The following is a 15480-nucleotide window of genomic DNA, read 5'->3' on the forward strand; positions in this document are numbered from 1 at the left end:
CACCCACGATCACAGAATCCTGATCTGTCGGCAGGTCCTGAATCTGTCGCTATTGGTAGTGAGCGATCCATCGTCGAAGTTGATTTGGATTGACACCATGGTCCATTGCCGCGCAATCGATACGTCGAGATTCAGGTACAACTGGACCAGTTCCTGCACGGCAGCCTCATTAAACTCTCGTCGCCCATCCCGCTTGATGCCGATCATCAGTCGGCTCCGAAGGTCTTGTTTCTCTGTCATTGAGGTAAGTGTCCATGTGCCCACGCGGACACTTAGCATCTGACCTCTCAGCCTTCATTGGAATAGCGTCGTTAATGGATCGCATACAGTTCTTCTTCCTAGGTAGGCACTGACACCATCTGGTAACAGCAAGCAGAACATCCGTCTCCGCAGGCCTTCGGAATGATGCCCGTGCGCTGATCTAGGTCGGCCTGCGCCGTCCTGGCTTGCGGCTTCGTGTAGAGATCTTCATGGCACGTAACCGTGCGTAACCTGCTTGCGAAAGGATCGCCGGCGGTGCCGGCCGGGCCGGTGCCCGACGTCATTCCATGGAAGTACTCCGGCAATCACCATCACCCGAGCGAAAAGTCCCTCGATTGCCTGAAACCACTCATCGAAGCGTTCGCCCAACCGTTCACTGCGCGGTCGTAACGCCAACCAACCCGAACTTCCTATCGGCATCAAACCTCACGATATAACCCGGCCGGAACCAATGCTGTTCAGATAAGCCCTGCCGTTGAAGTCTTCGAGCAGTACAAAAAAACAATAGAAACTATCTGATTTGAATAGACATTATTTTAAGGTCTGACCGTTAGGCCTCGTCGCGCCTGGGTCGCTCCAACCCGGTAAACGGCACGAAAGTGACCGTGACCCCGGATCGCGCGGATATTCCGGGCACTGTGAGCCGTCGTCGTTCTGCCAGCCAGTCCCGGACCCGCCAGCCTAGCGGCGCACATCGAGGATTATCGACTTGCCGAACGCAATGGCGTCCAGCTTGACCGCGTAGACCGCATCGGCCACCTTCTGTTCGTCACATCCGCCCACAAGGCCGCCGACGGCGTAGGCCACCAGCAGGACCGCGAAGCGTTTTCGTGCAGCAGTCTCGTTGCGCGTGTTGGTGCCGCCCGCCTAGAACCGCGTGCCTGCGTGGCAGCCGCCAAAAGCTGCGCCGTTGGTTCCCGAAGCGCCGCAGCCGAACAGGCCGCAGCCGCTGAGCAGTAACGACACGGCAATAAACAGCGCCGAAAACATGACTCTTCGTAATTGCATCATTTCCTCAATGGTGGACCGCGCGGGCGGTCAAGCGGCGCAGGAGCACTATATTCTCGCACACGCCCGTTTCCGCGAAATGCAGTGAAGTAAGCCTTATCTACGTGAGTCTTTCGCCCAAGCGCACACGTCCCTCCCACCGGCCCGACGGATCGAACTGGAGCAACCAGGCGCGAAACGCTCTCACCTGCTCGCCGACGTGAACAGGCAGGCTTCCCAGAAGGTGACCGACCTCTGTACAGCTGAGCGGCTGCGAGAGCAGCGACACGAAGATCTCGAACTTCACGACCAGGCGTCCGCCGAGCGACGTGCCGTGCAAGCGCGTGTATTTCCGTCCGCAGCCGGCGCAGCTGAACACCGGGAGACGGCGTCCGCCGACGCGTCCCTCGAGGCCGATTCGCGTCGCGCCACAGCGCGGACCCCGTGGTCGAGGACTAGGGCTCGACGAAAGCAATGCGGCAATGCGCACGTTCAAAAATGTGGTAAGCGCGCGGTCTTCACCTGCCACGCCATCTACCTTGCCGGATCGATGTCGCCCTGAAATTTCGCTCACAATTGCACTCACGACGACAGGGTTTGCGACCGGCTATCCGTCGTTCGGGGAGCCTGTCGTCGTATTTCGCGGTCGCTTGCTGTTCGCGCCAGGCGATGCCCGGTCGCAGCCAGCGCTTCCTCCGACCAGGCTCGCATGCCCGTTATCCCATGCTCGGCACCGCGCCCTGGCCCCGCTGGTGGCGACGTGCCATGTGCCTGCTTTCCTAGGTACACTCCGGACACCAACTGCCGCGCCAGACACTGTTGACTGTCGTGTGCTAGGCGTGCCCTTTCCCACGCAGCCATTCGATCTTGCCGTGGGGCTAAAATAAACTATCGACAGGCAACGGCCGCCGAGCAATTGCACGAAATCCTGCATCTGTCCGACCGTGCGCGTGCGTGCCTTGACGGTGCACAGATGGCACCATTGTTCCTTGCTGACGCGAAACCATGGCGCAAACCACCTGTGCCCTTCGACACACGACCATTGCAGCGGTGTTTCCTTGTCGACGTACGCCGACAGACAGCGACCTCCGCGTTGGGCCGCCGCGCGCTCGATAACTTTCTGGCGAGGCTTGCCAGTGAGAATCGGTGAATCCCTTCGGCCTCGCCCGGAAGGTCAACCCCAACGCATCATGGACATTGCCTGGAAAGCGCAGCTTCGGCTCTGTCACAGATTTCACCAGTCTCGGGCACAGGGCCTGCATCAGAACAAGATCTGTACGGCAATCGGCCGCGAATTATGCGGTTTCATCTGAGATATCGGAACTCGACTGCAACCTGTCTGAGTACTCGCGCGTGTCTGCTATCAGGTAAACCGCAGCCACGAGGCTTTATCGCAGAACCGACATCTTCCACCTGACCGGTAACGCGGCACCAGGCACGACGAAGGGAATCCTCGAGATTCTTTGTGATCACGCAATTGCGTGATCTCCATGGCTAGGAGCGAGGCAGCCCCGCGATGGAAAGATGAATGCGGTAGCCAGCCCACGGACACGAGCTTGATCCATCGTCGACAAACAGCCCGTGTACCGCGTTACCCATCAGGTCGGACACGTTGATGTTCGAGATCGCCACAGCGAGGGACGTGTATCCTACTTGCAAAAACAGGCCCCGAGCGTTCGACCTATCCGACCGATCAAATTTGCACGGCCACCTCTGTGTGCACGCGCCTACATGCGTGATGTCGAAAGGTGAGTCGGCCCTCTTGCAGACTGGGTGCGTGCTCTCCTCGCCTGACGACACTCGAGCGCTGTGGCCTGTGCGCTGGCCAACAAGCTGGCTCGAATTGCATGGGCTGCTGCACGGCGCACGGTATTCGAAGCTATTGATTTCCGATTGCCGCACGCCTGAAAGAGGCTGTTATATAAGCGAGCAAACCAAGGATTGTAATTCAATTCTCGATCTTTTATAGCCGAAAGTGAAACGATATCTCATTACTACCGTTTTGTCTTGGCGGCTGACATTCTCTGAAAATTTGAATTAAAAAAAATGGCTCATGTCGTGGACACATGAGACTCAACAGTGTGCCAACACTTTATTTCAAACAGCCTCAAAAATTCAAGTATCCCGACTTTGATTGACGGACGTAGTGGTTGTCCCATCCGGCGATTCTTTGTCACTTTTGAACAGAGTCAGTGATTTCTTTAAGGCTGGCACTTATCCAGTTACGTGACAATAATTCAGATTCATGAAACCCTTTGTTGCTAGGATTTGATATCATTATTTTTGATTAAAATGGAAATTTCGTGAATTCACGAAGCGGATGAAGTGAATATGAAACACGACAGGATTTTTTACAATTACTTCGGAACCGTCGCTCCGGAATGGCGTTTTCACGAAAATAGTCAAACCTTGGATTTTCTGAACATTGCGCGTAAATCCTGTCTTGTTGTGCCGCTGGATTTCGACCGATGTACAGCTGTACGCACTATGCGTTCCTACGTCTCCAGTATTGAGATCCCAGTCTGGTTGTTTAATTCGTCCTTGATGGTTCGGCTTGTTGGCCGAAAAACGCGAAGCGCCGAATGGGGAGGACTCGTCTCGGCGTATCGGTACTTGCACGATACTGCTATTTGGTCCTGACACGTGGCCTGCGTGTCAATGTTTCGCTAACGCACCTGACTACGTCCGTAGCTCCCGGGTTAGGTCGGGTAGCAGCGGCACACTGCTGTGCGGCCGCCCCTAAGAACCGTACAGGCGAGCTTCCCCGCATACGGCCCAAGCCTCAAAAGGCCGGTTGTGTGCCAACCCGGTGGCGCACAACCGGCCAATCATTTCGCCAACACGGTCTTGTCCATCGGCACGTGCTGTATGAGCCACGTACGGTCAATGTTGTCGAAGCAGCCGCGGATGTCCGCCTCGAGAATTCACTGCGCCGATTCCGGTGCAACTCGATATTTCGGGTTGCCGTGAAAGCGGGCGTTTATAAAGCACTGCCCTACCGCATCATGCGTGGATCATTCTTTTCGGAATCCCTAGGACCGCGCGCCTGAGGTCGTTTCGGATATCGGATCGAAAGTGAGCAGGTGAAGTGCCTGCATCGCCCGGTCACGCATCGTCGGGATACTCAGCGGGCGTAGCTTGCCGTTACCCTTGGAGATACAGGTTCGCTTCAGCGGCATCGGCTAGCAACCGCGCCGCTTTAATGACTCTAGCGCCTTATATTTGGCATCCGGGGTGGTCCATAGCATGCGATCCACTCCCGGTGTACGTTTTCCCCTAGTTTTCCGTTACTCGGCATACAGCAGGGCCTTTGTTTTATACCGAGGTTGTTAGTAGCCGTTGCGGGACTTTCACTTTGTTCCAGCGACCGTCCTGCGTCGCCTTCACGATACACACCTGCATTCTTTTGACCGCAGCGTGTGTCGTGCGCGAGTTGACGCTGTGCCACGACATTCCTTGGTCGGCTAGCCCGGCCTTGCGGCCCCCGGTTATTGTCCTCAATACTCCGCCCCCGTTACCGGCGACGCACGATTAAGTAAGCTACTGCCGGCAGATCAGTAGGTCTCGTCCAACTTCTATCGGCGAGACGGTTGCAATAGCGACCTTCAGGTTGCACCTGTGGCAGTACAGTCTCGGCGTAGCGCGTCCGCGAACCCGCATTCAATGTCGGCGACACAATTCTGCAAATCTGTAAAATGAACTCAAGAAGAAATCGAATCGAAACTACTGTAGAACGAGTTGCCAAATCGTGATGATGATGGTCGTCGCACAGGCAGCCACGGCGAAAAGGCCTGAGGCAATGAAGAGATCGCTTGGAATTTTCATGGTTGGTGACCTAGAGGAGCATGTCATAGGACATTACCGATCCTCATCGGATTGTGTCTCACCAATTGTGAATTCTGCCTTTCGCACTGGAAACTGACGTGTTCCGCGAAGTGTAGTTCGCGCTGATCTGTTCACGCCGACCGAAAATTGCGCCGGGTAATCAACCTATCCTGCTAGTTTTTCGGGTAGGGTGTTTGGGGATGACCGCCGATGGCGATGATTGGCAAGGTATGGCGGATTTTCCACCGCTAGAACAAGTCGGTACGCGAGATAGCGCGTATCACAAGCCTGTCGCGCAACACGATGAGCAAATACCTGGACATGGAGGTCTGGGCCTCTTTTGAATTCTCAGTGGGTGGTTTAGCGGGTCAAGGGCGGGCGTGAGCCCGGCGAAGCGAACCCTTGAAGCGCACTGAATCGATAAGCTGAACGGTGGCTGGTTGCAGCAGAATGCGGCAACCAGCCACGCAAGACAAAGCAACCATGACGAATCAACTGTTCGAATCTGCTCTCGGTATGACCGCGCCCTGGTGCGTGCAAGCCGTTGACTTTGATGCGGCTCAGCGTCAACCTACCATTGCCGTGGACTTTGTCGCGGGCACCCGGTTTTCCTATGCTGGAGTTGCCGGTGAGCATCCGGTACACGACACGCAAATCAAGCGTCTGCGTCACCTGAATTTCTTCCAGCACGAGTGCATTCTGGAAGTGCGGGTGCCGCGTGTGCGCTTGCCCGATGGCTCGGTGCGGTTGGTCGAACCTGATTGGGTAGGCCAACTCAGCGGCTTTACGCTGCTGTTCGAGGCACTCGTACTGATGCTCGTCCAGCAGATGCCGTTTGCCGCTGTCGCACGTGCGGTCAACCTGTCGTGGCATCGAGTACACGCCATCTGTTCGCGGTATGTGGAGCTGGCACTCGCGGCGGCTGACCTGTCTGAGGTGACGGCCGTGGCGATTGACGAAACCTCGTATCGGCGCGGTCATGAGTATCTGACACTCGTCGCCGATATGCAGGCGCGGCGGGTCATGTTCGTCACGACCGGCAAGGATGCCAGCACGATTGAACGCTTTGCGGCCTATCTGGGCAAACACGGTGGCACGTCCAAGCAAATCGGCTCGGTCAGCATCGACATGTCGCCAGCTTTCATCAAGGGCGTCAATGAACATCTGCCCGACGCGCGACTGAACTTTGATAAGTTTCACGTCGTTGTTCACGCGTCCAAGGCGCTTGACACGGTGCGCAGGCAGCAACAGAAGGTCGACCCGAAACTCAAAGGCATGCGCTGGACGCTGCTCAAAGACGCGAACAGACTGAATCTCGCCCAACTGACCGACCTCGGGGCGCTCGTCAGTCAGTACACCACCAAGCGCACCGCCCAGGCGTGGCTGTACCGCGAGCAACTGCGCGGCATTCTTGAGCGCAAGCAAATCAATGTCGTGTCGGCGATGTTGCACCAGTGGTGTACGAACGTCATGCGCTCGAAGGTCGAACCGATGAAAGACGCGGCGTGATTGATTCGCCGACACTTCGACGGCATTGTTGCCTAGACTCAGACGCGCCAGACCAACGGCTTCATCGAAGCCATCAACGGCCTGTCTCAGGCCGCCAAGCGCAAAGCACACGGGTACGCTCGCTTCGAAACCATGCGCACCGTCCTGTTCCTCATCGCCAGAAAACTCGACCTCTCACGCTTTAATGAGCAAGCCCGATGAGCCCCGTTACCCACTCCGTTTTCAAGAGAGCCGGTTCTGGAAGAACCGAAGTATCAGCGGCGCCAGCAGTCGACTTGGCTGACGCCGTTTCATGAGGCGCTGGTGCAGGCAATCAATGTGGACGCAAGGCGGCTCAAGAAAGAGTGACGCACCACTTGGATGCTATTCCAGGAGATCAAGGCAGGCGGCGACGAACGCGGCTATTCGCGGGTGACCGCTTCTCCGGACTTGGTGGCAACGCAAAGGCAACGCGGTTTCGAAGTCGGTGTTTGTGCCGTTACAAATCGATCTGGGCGAAGCACTCCAGTTCGACTGGTCCGAGGAAAGACTGGTTGTCGGCGGCATTTACCGCAAGCTGCAGGGGGCGCACATGAAGCTGTACGCGTCGCAAGCGTTCTCGCTCGTGGCCTAGGGTCGCGCGCGAGGTACGCTGTCGCACACGTGGCTTGGTTACGAACATCCAGTACGAACTCGAACAATCCAGCCTTTCGGCCGGCGCAGGATGTTCGTCCTGAAGCATATCAACTGCGTTGAAGAAGAGCTGATGTACCACATCCGTTAGACGTACGCCTGTAATGCCGGCATCGGGCGGCCTCCGGCGCTGACGAGAATCGGCGTTTGGGGTTCCAGCGCGATGCGTTGTCGATGTGATTGAGATCGCACGAGGTGTTGATCGGGCGCGCTGCGCGCCAGCGGGAACAGCTACCTTGTCGGATACCATCTTCATGATGGGTTGTAGCCATTGAGGCGCTCTACAACGTCAGTGTTGGGCCGCACCGGTTTTGAATCAATGATCGACGGATGCTGTTGCATAATTGAACCTGTTTAGCGGATAAAATGAGGACGCGTAAGGTCATGAAACAGTTCAACAAGGTCGCGATGATTGAGCTAGCCGATGAATATGCGAAAAACGGTGACTTAGACAAGGCGCGCCGGATCTACCAAAAAGTGAACGAATGGAACCCTGGTGATTTCGATCTGGTTTGCAAGGAACTGGTTTGCTCTCTCAACGTTTGCAATTGGCAGCGCTACGACTATTTGCAGCGCGTTCTGAGGGATACCTTCAGGCACAAGGGCGGGCTCGCGATCGGTGAACCGCTTCTCGCATCGCCGTATTTTACGGCAGACGATCTGCTTGAGGCGAGCCAACGTCATATGCAAGGATTTGTTCACCCACGAAATGCTTCTGCCCAGCGCACGTTGGACGTAACAGCTAAGGCTGGCAGACTTCGGATCGGATTCCTCGGAGCAGACTTTTATAACCAGGCGACCATGCACCTCATGATCGGTCTGATCGAAGAGCATGACCGAAACCAGTTCGAATACATTGCCTACGATAGTGGATCATCGATTGATGATCCGATACGCCGGCGGGCCGTACAGGCATTCGATCGGTTCCATTGTGTGTCGAACATCGGGAATGACGAGATAGCACGGATGATTGAGCAGGATGGAATCGATATTCTGATCTTTATCCGCAACCTGACCGACCCCAGAGTCGGCGTTCTGACGCAGCGTCCCGCACCGATTCAGGTGGCCTATCTTTACAACCCATCCGGATTCGGTGCTCCAGCGGTCGATTTCCTGATTGCCGATTCCGTAATCGTGCCGCCCGAATTCGAGCACCACTATTCCGAGCGAATCGCACGACTACCCTTCTCGTATCAGCCCAACGATCGCCATCGACCATTACCGCAAGAATGTACGCGGCTGGAATTTGGCCTACCGGAAGGCAGGGTTGTTCTCGCGAATCTCGGTTCACCGTTCAAGATCACCCCCACGATGTTCGACATCTGGTGCCGGATATTACGCGAACATCCACAATGCGTACTATGGCTCCTGCAGACCAAGATCACGGTTGCCGAAAACCTGCGGCTTGAGGCATCGCTTCGCGGCATAGATCCAGCCCGGATGTACTTTGCTCCACTTGAAGCGATTCCGCGCCACATAACGAGGCTCTCATGTGCAGATCTGATGCTGGACACACATCCGTACGGTGGACACACCGGCAGCAGTGATGCCCTGTGGGCCGGTGTACCAGTCCTCACACTCGTTGGAGAAACCTTCGCGTCAAGAGTCGCCGCATCCTTGCTAAACGCAGCTGGGTTGTCAGAACTGGCGGCACGCAGTGAGACTGAGTATGTGGATTTGGCGAGCCGTTTGATTGAAGACCGGCGAGCGCTAGCGGCATACCGGTCTCATCTGGTCTCCAGGCGGATGAGCCTGCCATTGTTCGATGTTTGTTCGTATGCCAGAGATTTTGAAAATTTATTGCTCGATTTGTGGAGCGAGAGAAGTGCGTCAGCCGGACGGCTACTGTGAGCTTGACTGTTGCTAACCTCCGGTTGAAAGGCATTCTTCGAATGTGCTCTATATGCGATCGAAAAACGGCAAGGCGGGGCTGTACACGGGACAGATTCCGAACGAGGGTTGAACTAGTGGTGCGAATTTCCGACAAGTAGATTCAACTTAATTCGATACCGCACGTGATCGTAGCGGCCGGAATCCTCCTTTTCCGACACGCCTGTCTTTCCGCTAGTCGTAGTCATCGGTGAGGATGATGTGATTCCAATGCATAGGCGAGACGTGCTTGAGCAGGGTTTCGTCGGAAGTCCCGCCCTGCTCATGCATTGCGGGAATTACGCGCTCAAGATAGACGGTATTCCGCAGCTGGACTTGCCCCTGCATGACCGGACATGCGATTACGCTTAGGTTGGAGAACTTTCTCGCTGGCGAAACTTGCGTGGCGAGCAGTATTTCAGGGCGCTATGCGGATGCGACTCATTGTAGCGGAACGCAATGGCCACGTTTTGCAGCGCCGTTCTGGCGTCGGGCTTGGGCATTCACGAAACGTAATCACGCTTCATCGTCTTGACGAAGCTCTCGGCTACCCCGTTGCTCTGCTGAACTCCGACGGGTGTCATGACCGGCCTCAGGCCGCTTTTTCCGCGAGAACGTCAACGTCTCATTGGTGATGCAGCAGGAACCGTTGTCGCTCAGCCACTCGATTTCGCTGTCAGCCGTCAACACTCTCGCGAAACGGTTCGACCGTCTGAGGCATCACGTCGCGCACCATATCGCGGGTGTAACCGCCCGTAGTCACAGCCCAGCTCATGCTTGCCACCTATGCTGTGCTGACGCTGAACAAGGCCGATCGAACCAGCGGAGTCGTGACTGCTTCGATATTGCCTCCCCTCGGTGATTACCTCTGTAGCCGACTCTTGTCACTGAGACGGGGGTGACCATCCCATGAGCACAGTCTCATGTCTACCTGCTAGTTTAGGTGGGAGACTGTGTCTGGTGTTTCAGGGAGGCTGCTCCAGGGTCGTCCGATGCATATAGTGCTACGTCCGTCGTCGGCGAAGCTACTTTATCGAGCCGGTATCCGTGCGTATAGACGGTGGAAAGGCGAATGCCGTTTTCAGGTCGCAGGGACAATTTTTGCCTCAGGCGATAAATATGCGTATCAACCGTACGTGAACTACTGTCCAGTTCGCGACCCCACGCAAGCTTCGCCAAAAGGTCTCTTGAGACGACTCGCCCAACATTGTTGAAAAGGAAAGCAACGACATCAAACTCTTTTGTCGTCAGCTCGACCGTCCGACCATGAAGTGAGACACTGCGTTGTGCGATATCGAGGCTATAGGGGCCGACAGTTACAGTCGTTACTGGGTTTTCGTTTCGCCGCGTGCGTCTAAGCAGCGCGCTGACCCTCGCAGCCAGTTCTGTCCTTCGAAACGGTTTGACCACGTATTCATCCGCGCCAGCCTCAAGTGCCTGCACAACGTCCACTTCGAGTACCTTGCTAGTCAAGAACAGGACCGCCGGGTCGGTGCCTAGATTGCGACGTATCCAGTGCAACACTTCGAAACCGGTCATTCCAGGTAATTGCCAGTCAAGTACAACAAGATCGACCTCGTTGGCTTTCAGGAAGCGTATTGCGCTTTCTCCTCGATTAACCTTGTTTATCGCGTGTTCCGAGAACTCCATCGCTTTTTCGACCGCGGCAACTTGAGCGGGATCGTCTTCTACCAACAGGATATTCATATTTCCTCTTTTACCTCTCGCCAACAGAACTGCCCGTGCTGCATCGGATATACGAAGCAAGCAGGGCGCATCGAACTGAGGCACCATACGCGTGACCAGTCGAAAGGTTGGTCTCCTCCTGACTGGGATTCAGTGACGATTGGACTTTCGCCGCCTCGCACGGACATTCGCGCTAAATTGTGAATTTGATTAAATTAAGATAAGTTCTGTCAAACGTCAAAAGAGCCCCCCACACGGGGGGTATTTATCCAGCGTGGGGGGCAATCTCCACTTTTCCTGCCTGACGCGCCTTTGGATGAGCCAACGCTCTCATTAACGAGTCTTCGCGAAAAAATATGCTGATATGGCATCGATTGTTACGCCAAAATTCTCTGAAACTAACGGATTTCTTAAATAAATGAGAAGAGCCCGGTTGGACCCACGCCACCGCCTTGGCAAGCACAACCGCGATACGAACGAAGCCTGTCCGCGTAGATCCGACAGGTAGTCAGGGCGATAGAGAAGAAGTGATCAATGAGGGGTGAGTTTTTCATGGCGAGTTCCAGTGAATCGACCACGGGCTGCTGCCAGAAGTCAAGCACGCCCCCGCCGTCTTGCCGAGCAGATACTTGATCTCGACCGGTGCGGACTTCAGGTTGATGAAATTGAAGATATACGGCGTGATGAGATTGCTCGTGGCGATACCGCGCTCTTCCTTAAGCGATCCCAGAACAACGCGATCCGTGTCGCTGATTACACCATAGGCTTTTCTCTCGTTGTTGCGCCACGCGGTCATGCTTACGAGCGATATGCTCCAAATGTACGCGTGGCTCGCGCGCTCGTAGTCTATGACGTTGTACAGGCACCGTGAGGCATCATTGTCGAAATAGCTGTCCTGCAGCGTGATAACGCCTATCGGCGTCTGGATATTTTCGTTTCAGTGCAACGGAACAGTCCGCTACGCGTTTGCCGCCGAAGTGCCGACGATACTTGTGAGGATGAACAGAGCTGAAATTTTGAGCTTCACGATTTTCTTCCCTTCATTGTTGAAGAAGTACCGCTTGGTCGGCGTCAACGCCGTCGCTATAGCGTTGAGTTCAAAGCTCAGGTGGTGGCGGCCTGTCAGGGACACGGGAGCGCTTGCGGCCATCGCGTTGCATCACAAACTGAATGCGAATCCGCTGCGACGCTGGGTAGAACAGGCCGAAGTAAACGAGCGCGTGCTAGTTCCGAGCAGTACCTCGGTGGTGCAGTCGGCAGAGGCGCCGGCATTCGTGCCGCTCCCGCTGGAAACGAGGAACGCACGTCCGTCTGAGATCCGCATTGATGAGCCCTGGCTGGCAGTCGATCCGCTGGATATGCGAGTCGGCTTCGATACGGCGCTGGCTCGAGTCGTCAAGGTATTTGGCGCTGCGCATCCGCACCATGCCTAGCTGTTCGCCAACCGGCAGGCCAACCGCCTGAAGGTGTTGGTCTACAACGGAATCGGTATCTGGCTGGCAGCGCGACGGCTCAACCAAGGTTAGTTCGTCTGGCCTCACCCTGCTAGCGAATCGAAGAATTACGCGCCGGTGTCGGCGCACGTCATCGACAAGGGCATCCCAACCGCAGGACCGCCGGCCACGGTGCCGGTTGCCAAATATGCGGACCATCTGCCGCCGTAGAACAACCATTCGAGATCTTTCAGCTTACTCATTGACTAATGGTCGCCAAAGACTCAGGAGCACCAGACTGACGCGTCCGAGTTGCACCACACAATTGATAGAAATACCTCTGGGTAGGCAAGTGAAATTAATGCTTCCCAAGATTGATGCTTATAAGCTTCATTCCGTACTTGATGGTTGCCTACGAGGTGAAATCGATAGTTAGGGGGTCCAACTGCCCGGCCGAAATCAGTTGACCACTACAACGCCGCGACACGGCATGTAGATTCTCTTTGAATCAGATCGTTTAGTCGTCGATTTACAATGGTTGACAACACCAGCAGGCGTAGTCCGCTAACCTGTCTATCTGATCGACGCTGCGCGAACGCACATCGTGACTCTAATTCGTAGCGCCAACAGGGCACGGCAAATACAACCAATTAATGACAATATCTGAAATTCCAATTCCATTTCCGAACCAATAGAGAAAATCATGTCAACATATTTTTTCCCAATAGAAGGCCGATTGGCTCTGCCTGGTCCGAATCCTCACGCTTACCTGCGCGAATCATTTGGACGTGGATGGATTATGCTGCCGCCGAGTGTTTGCCTGCACCCGGAGATCAATGCGCTTTATGCCGCGTCACAGCGTACGACGTGCCTCAGTTGGAGCGCCATATGTTCGATGTGCTACTGGGAGCCTCGAAACAGGAACGGGCTCGTAGTAACGAATCGTCGTTCAGTACCTCTCGAGCTTGCAGCTAGTGTTCCGCCAAAAAAAGCGCAATCTCCTGTCTGAAGATTCAACCATAACAGGATTGGCTCCTCACTGGCGCTGCTATCACGACAGTTGGCGGATTCTTTCTCGCGGGAATCGCTGCTAGCGATTCACACCCGTTCGTCACACTGAAAACGTTGTGAGGTTGATGCTGCTGCGGACCTTTTGATTGACGCTTTACAGCCTGTAGTAAGACATAAAGCTAGCGCTAGCATCTGCAATCGAGCAAGCAGACTGCACCTATCAATAACGCAGATCAGTTCGCTGTCATCGCATCTGGCGCCGACAACCCCATACCCGAATCACCATACCGCTTCACACGATATCGATCCTATCCGCCATAGCGCTGATGACGCATTGACGAAAGCCAGCCCTTTACCGCAAGGCGGCCACGAAGCAGACATTTCCTGTCAGAATAGGTCAAACTGCAACCGGCGGACGAGAATACACCCTTCGCAACAGAACTCTGCAAAAGCACCTGGTGGCACTGTGCCTTTATCCAATGTTACGGGCAATAACGCCCTATAGAGTAAGCGCAGATATAACGCCCCAACCGGGATGCCCTAATAGTTCGATCGACGAAGCCTGCCGCTACACTATCGCTCCGTTGCAACCCGCGGATACGATAACTGCGATTAGCGGGATATGACAGATCGTCAGTCACCTCTCTGCAGGACGTGCTCTCTATCGAGTCATACGCAAAACCCATCGGGCCATTACCCGCCACCGTCTCACCACAGACGTCACCGATGTGGATCTACGTCGTTCGGCACACCAACATAAACACTACGATCAACATTTTTTTCATTAATCACGATTTGGATTCTTTCACCGACCCGTGGCATATGCCTAAAGTCGATCAACTGCTTGAGGGTCAAATCTTGCGCTTGCCGATTTCTGCGAAACCTCAATTCAAGGCGCATTAGGGCGATGTTGTTCACCGTCACGCCAGTTTGATTGATCGCGATAGCCATCGCAACAACAACGGGCCAGTCCGCCGAATATGGCGGATTGACAAGCTATGGTTCATGTGTGGTAATAGAACTGCAAAGATCAGTGCCAATACGAGAGAAGCGACCGTACATGCCACCACGATCACTACCATCACAAAAAAGCAATGGTTGCTGCCCCACGTTCCGATAACATGAAGGTTTTCAACGAATATCGGTGACCATGCGAGAGAGCTATCAACTCCTCACGTTGCAATGCGATCGCGCAAGAATACCGATTTTCCATCTGTTTCGATCCGGTTCATCTCCAAGGCAGTTCTTCGCGATCCATGTCGAAGCCAAAATTACTCCGACTTCCCATTTTTCTGCCCTTGCTCACTTGAAGTAGGAGAACGAGCCGACTGCACACCCTGATGAACTTGCGTCTGAAGCCCCTGGACTATCTCATCCGTCGCAGATTGGGTAGCATGAGTCGCCTGCGTTTGAACCGCTTGGCTCGCCTGATTTTTTACAGATTCCAATAGTTGTCCAAATTGAGCAAACACGCTAACAGAGGACAAACCAACTATGGCACCGAGGACGAATTTTTTCATAGGTTGTCTTTCATATAGGTTTTCAAGGAATAAAAACGTTCGTCAAATCGTTTAAATAATTACGCACTCAATGCGAGCCAGAGCTATGAAAGCGGGGGATTTGAGGCTTGTGCTCAGTTCGGTTTTGAAATTAGTAGTACTCGCCAATACTGTCCGAGTCCGTTGTAATCGCACGCAACAGGCTAGAACGACCAATCTTTGCGATCCAGTAAGCGCTCATCTGCATAATTCGAATAGGTAAAGACAACCCTTCCGCCTGGCTGCAGATGACTAGCCACTTCGTTGAGAAAGCGCCGGCTCAGTTCACCATTGGCGCTTGCCAACGTTCATTCCTCGACGCAATACCCCAAGCCGTGAGCAACTCCTCGAATTATCGCTCGACAACATCCTTATCATGTGCTGGCAACGGCTTGCCTGTCGTACGATACAGTGGAAGTGTTTTCGGGCCATTTACGGCTGTACGGATGCGTTCGATGCTACCACGACGGACCGAGTATTAAACTGCGCGAGATACGTCACGTGACCTTATAGCGATACTCTCGACAATCTGTCGACTGTCGCAGTCTTATTATCGCTCAGCCATGCGATTATTTTTGTGCATTGATATGTACTTTCATTGATATGATTACTCGCTCAAGCTGGAATAGCTGACTACTTGCCAGCCGAACCGTTGACGCCGCAATCATCAAAATTTATGTTCAAAAATA

The 15480-nt window shown here is 54.5% G+C and carries 13 protein-coding genes and 4 pseudogenes; 6 read left to right on the plus strand and 11 right to left on the minus strand.

The genetic code is table 11. The features are described from left to right. Positions 1 to 9: 9 nt before the first annotated feature. The 4 genes from B9Z01_RS36490 to B9Z01_RS36970 form a co-directional block, all read right to left on the minus strand. Positions 10 to 207: a hypothetical protein gene (locus B9Z01_RS36490; RefSeq protein ID WP_244196217.1), complete on the minus strand. Its 198-nt coding sequence runs from the start codon at positions 205 to 207 to the stop codon at positions 10 to 12. 735 nt (positions 208 to 942) lie between these two features. Continuing rightward, entirely contained in the window at positions 943 to 1068 is a 126-nt protein-coding gene (locus tag B9Z01_RS36725) for a hypothetical protein (protein ID WP_275937535.1), read from the minus strand. Positions 1069 to 1128: 60 nt separating this feature from the next. After that, the gene (locus B9Z01_RS36730; protein ID WP_275937536.1) at positions 1129 to 1251 is read right to left on the minus strand and encodes a hypothetical protein; all 123 of its coding nucleotides are present in this window, start codon (positions 1249 to 1251) and stop codon (positions 1129 to 1131) included. A 118-nt stretch (positions 1252 to 1369) separates the two neighbouring features. Continuing rightward, positions 1370 to 1834: a DUF746 domain-containing protein gene (locus tag B9Z01_RS36970; RefSeq protein WP_085489680.1), complete on the minus strand. Its 465-nt coding sequence runs from the start codon at positions 1832 to 1834 to the stop codon at positions 1370 to 1372. Between the two features lie 1130 nt (positions 1835 to 2964). Here B9Z01_RS36970 and B9Z01_RS35245 point away from each other — a divergent pair. After that, a pseudogene (locus B9Z01_RS35245) lies at positions 2965 to 3156 on the plus strand (IS110 family transposase); the annotation flags it as partial. A 1407-nt stretch (positions 3157 to 4563) separates the two neighbouring features. On the opposite strand, the gene B9Z01_RS36975 reads toward B9Z01_RS35245, so the two are convergent. Then, complete coding sequence (locus B9Z01_RS36975) at positions 4564 to 4701, minus strand: reverse transcriptase N-terminal domain-containing protein (protein ID WP_085489681.1); 138 nt, start codon at positions 4699 to 4701, stop codon at positions 4564 to 4566. A gap of 855 nt (positions 4702 to 5556) precedes the next feature. Between B9Z01_RS36975 and B9Z01_RS32725 the strand changes: the two are divergent. The 3 genes and pseudogenes from B9Z01_RS32725 to B9Z01_RS32730 all read left to right on the plus strand — a co-directional run bounded on the left by B9Z01_RS32725 (position 5557) and on the right by B9Z01_RS32730 (position 9105). Next, positions 5557 to 6783: pseudogene (locus B9Z01_RS32725) on the plus strand (ISL3 family transposase). A gap of 45 nt (positions 6784 to 6828) precedes the next feature. Continuing rightward, positions 6829 to 7192, plus strand: a pseudogene (locus tag B9Z01_RS36980) (IS21 family transposase); the annotation flags it as partial. A gap of 446 nt (positions 7193 to 7638) precedes the next feature. Beyond that, a complete protein-coding gene (locus B9Z01_RS32730) occupies positions 7639 to 9105 on the plus strand; it encodes an O-linked N-acetylglucosamine transferase, SPINDLY family protein (RefSeq protein ID WP_167387601.1) in 1467 nt (488 codons plus the stop codon). A gap of 213 nt (positions 9106 to 9318) precedes the next feature. Here B9Z01_RS32730 and B9Z01_RS36985 read toward each other — a convergent pair whose 3' ends face one another. The 4 genes and pseudogenes from B9Z01_RS36985 to B9Z01_RS32740 all read right to left on the minus strand — a co-directional run bounded on the left by B9Z01_RS36985 (position 9319) and on the right by B9Z01_RS32740 (position 11605). Further along, positions 9319 to 9471 (minus strand): Tn3 family transposase, encoded by a 153-nt coding sequence (locus tag B9Z01_RS36985; RefSeq protein WP_143809127.1) that lies wholly within the window; start codon positions 9469 to 9471, stop codon positions 9319 to 9321. 20 nt (positions 9472 to 9491) lie between these two features. Beyond that, positions 9492 to 9901: pseudogene (locus B9Z01_RS36505) on the minus strand (integrase core domain-containing protein); the annotation flags it as partial. A 161-nt stretch (positions 9902 to 10062) separates the two neighbouring features. Continuing rightward, entirely contained in the window at positions 10063 to 10830 is a 768-nt protein-coding gene (locus B9Z01_RS32735; RefSeq protein ID WP_085489683.1) for a response regulator transcription factor, read from the minus strand. 529 nt (positions 10831 to 11359) lie between these two features. Then, the gene (locus tag B9Z01_RS32740; protein ID WP_085489684.1) at positions 11360 to 11605 is read right to left on the minus strand and encodes a hypothetical protein; all 246 of its coding nucleotides are present in this window, start codon (positions 11603 to 11605) and stop codon (positions 11360 to 11362) included. Between the two features lie 202 nt (positions 11606 to 11807). Here B9Z01_RS32740 and B9Z01_RS32745 point away from each other — a divergent pair, with 202 nt between their 5' ends. Together B9Z01_RS32745 and tnpB are read left to right on the plus strand one after the other, a co-directional pair. Beyond that, entirely contained in the window at positions 11808 to 12242 is a 435-nt protein-coding gene (locus tag B9Z01_RS32745) for a transposase (RefSeq protein WP_143809128.1), read from the plus strand. Continuing rightward, complete coding sequence (gene tnpB / locus B9Z01_RS36990) at positions 12243 to 12335, plus strand: IS66 family insertion sequence element accessory protein TnpB (RefSeq protein ID WP_085489733.1); 93 nt, start codon at positions 12243 to 12245, stop codon at positions 12333 to 12335. Positions 12336 to 13973: 1638 nt separating this feature from the next. On the opposite strand, the gene B9Z01_RS35260 is transcribed toward tnpB, so the two are convergent. Together B9Z01_RS35260 and B9Z01_RS35265 are read right to left on the minus strand one after the other, a co-directional pair. Then, positions 13974 to 14204: a hypothetical protein gene (locus tag B9Z01_RS35260; RefSeq protein ID WP_143809129.1), complete on the minus strand. Its 231-nt coding sequence runs from the start codon at positions 14202 to 14204 to the stop codon at positions 13974 to 13976. 320 nt (positions 14205 to 14524) lie between these two features. Next, entirely contained in the window at positions 14525 to 14773 is a 249-nt protein-coding gene (locus B9Z01_RS35265; protein WP_143809130.1) for a hypothetical protein, read from the minus strand. Positions 14774 to 15480 lie beyond the last annotated feature (707 nt).

This window comes from Paraburkholderia susongensis (genome assembly GCF_900177725.1).
Taxonomy (GTDB): domain Bacteria; phylum Pseudomonadota; class Gammaproteobacteria; order Burkholderiales; family Burkholderiaceae; genus Paraburkholderia; species Paraburkholderia susongensis.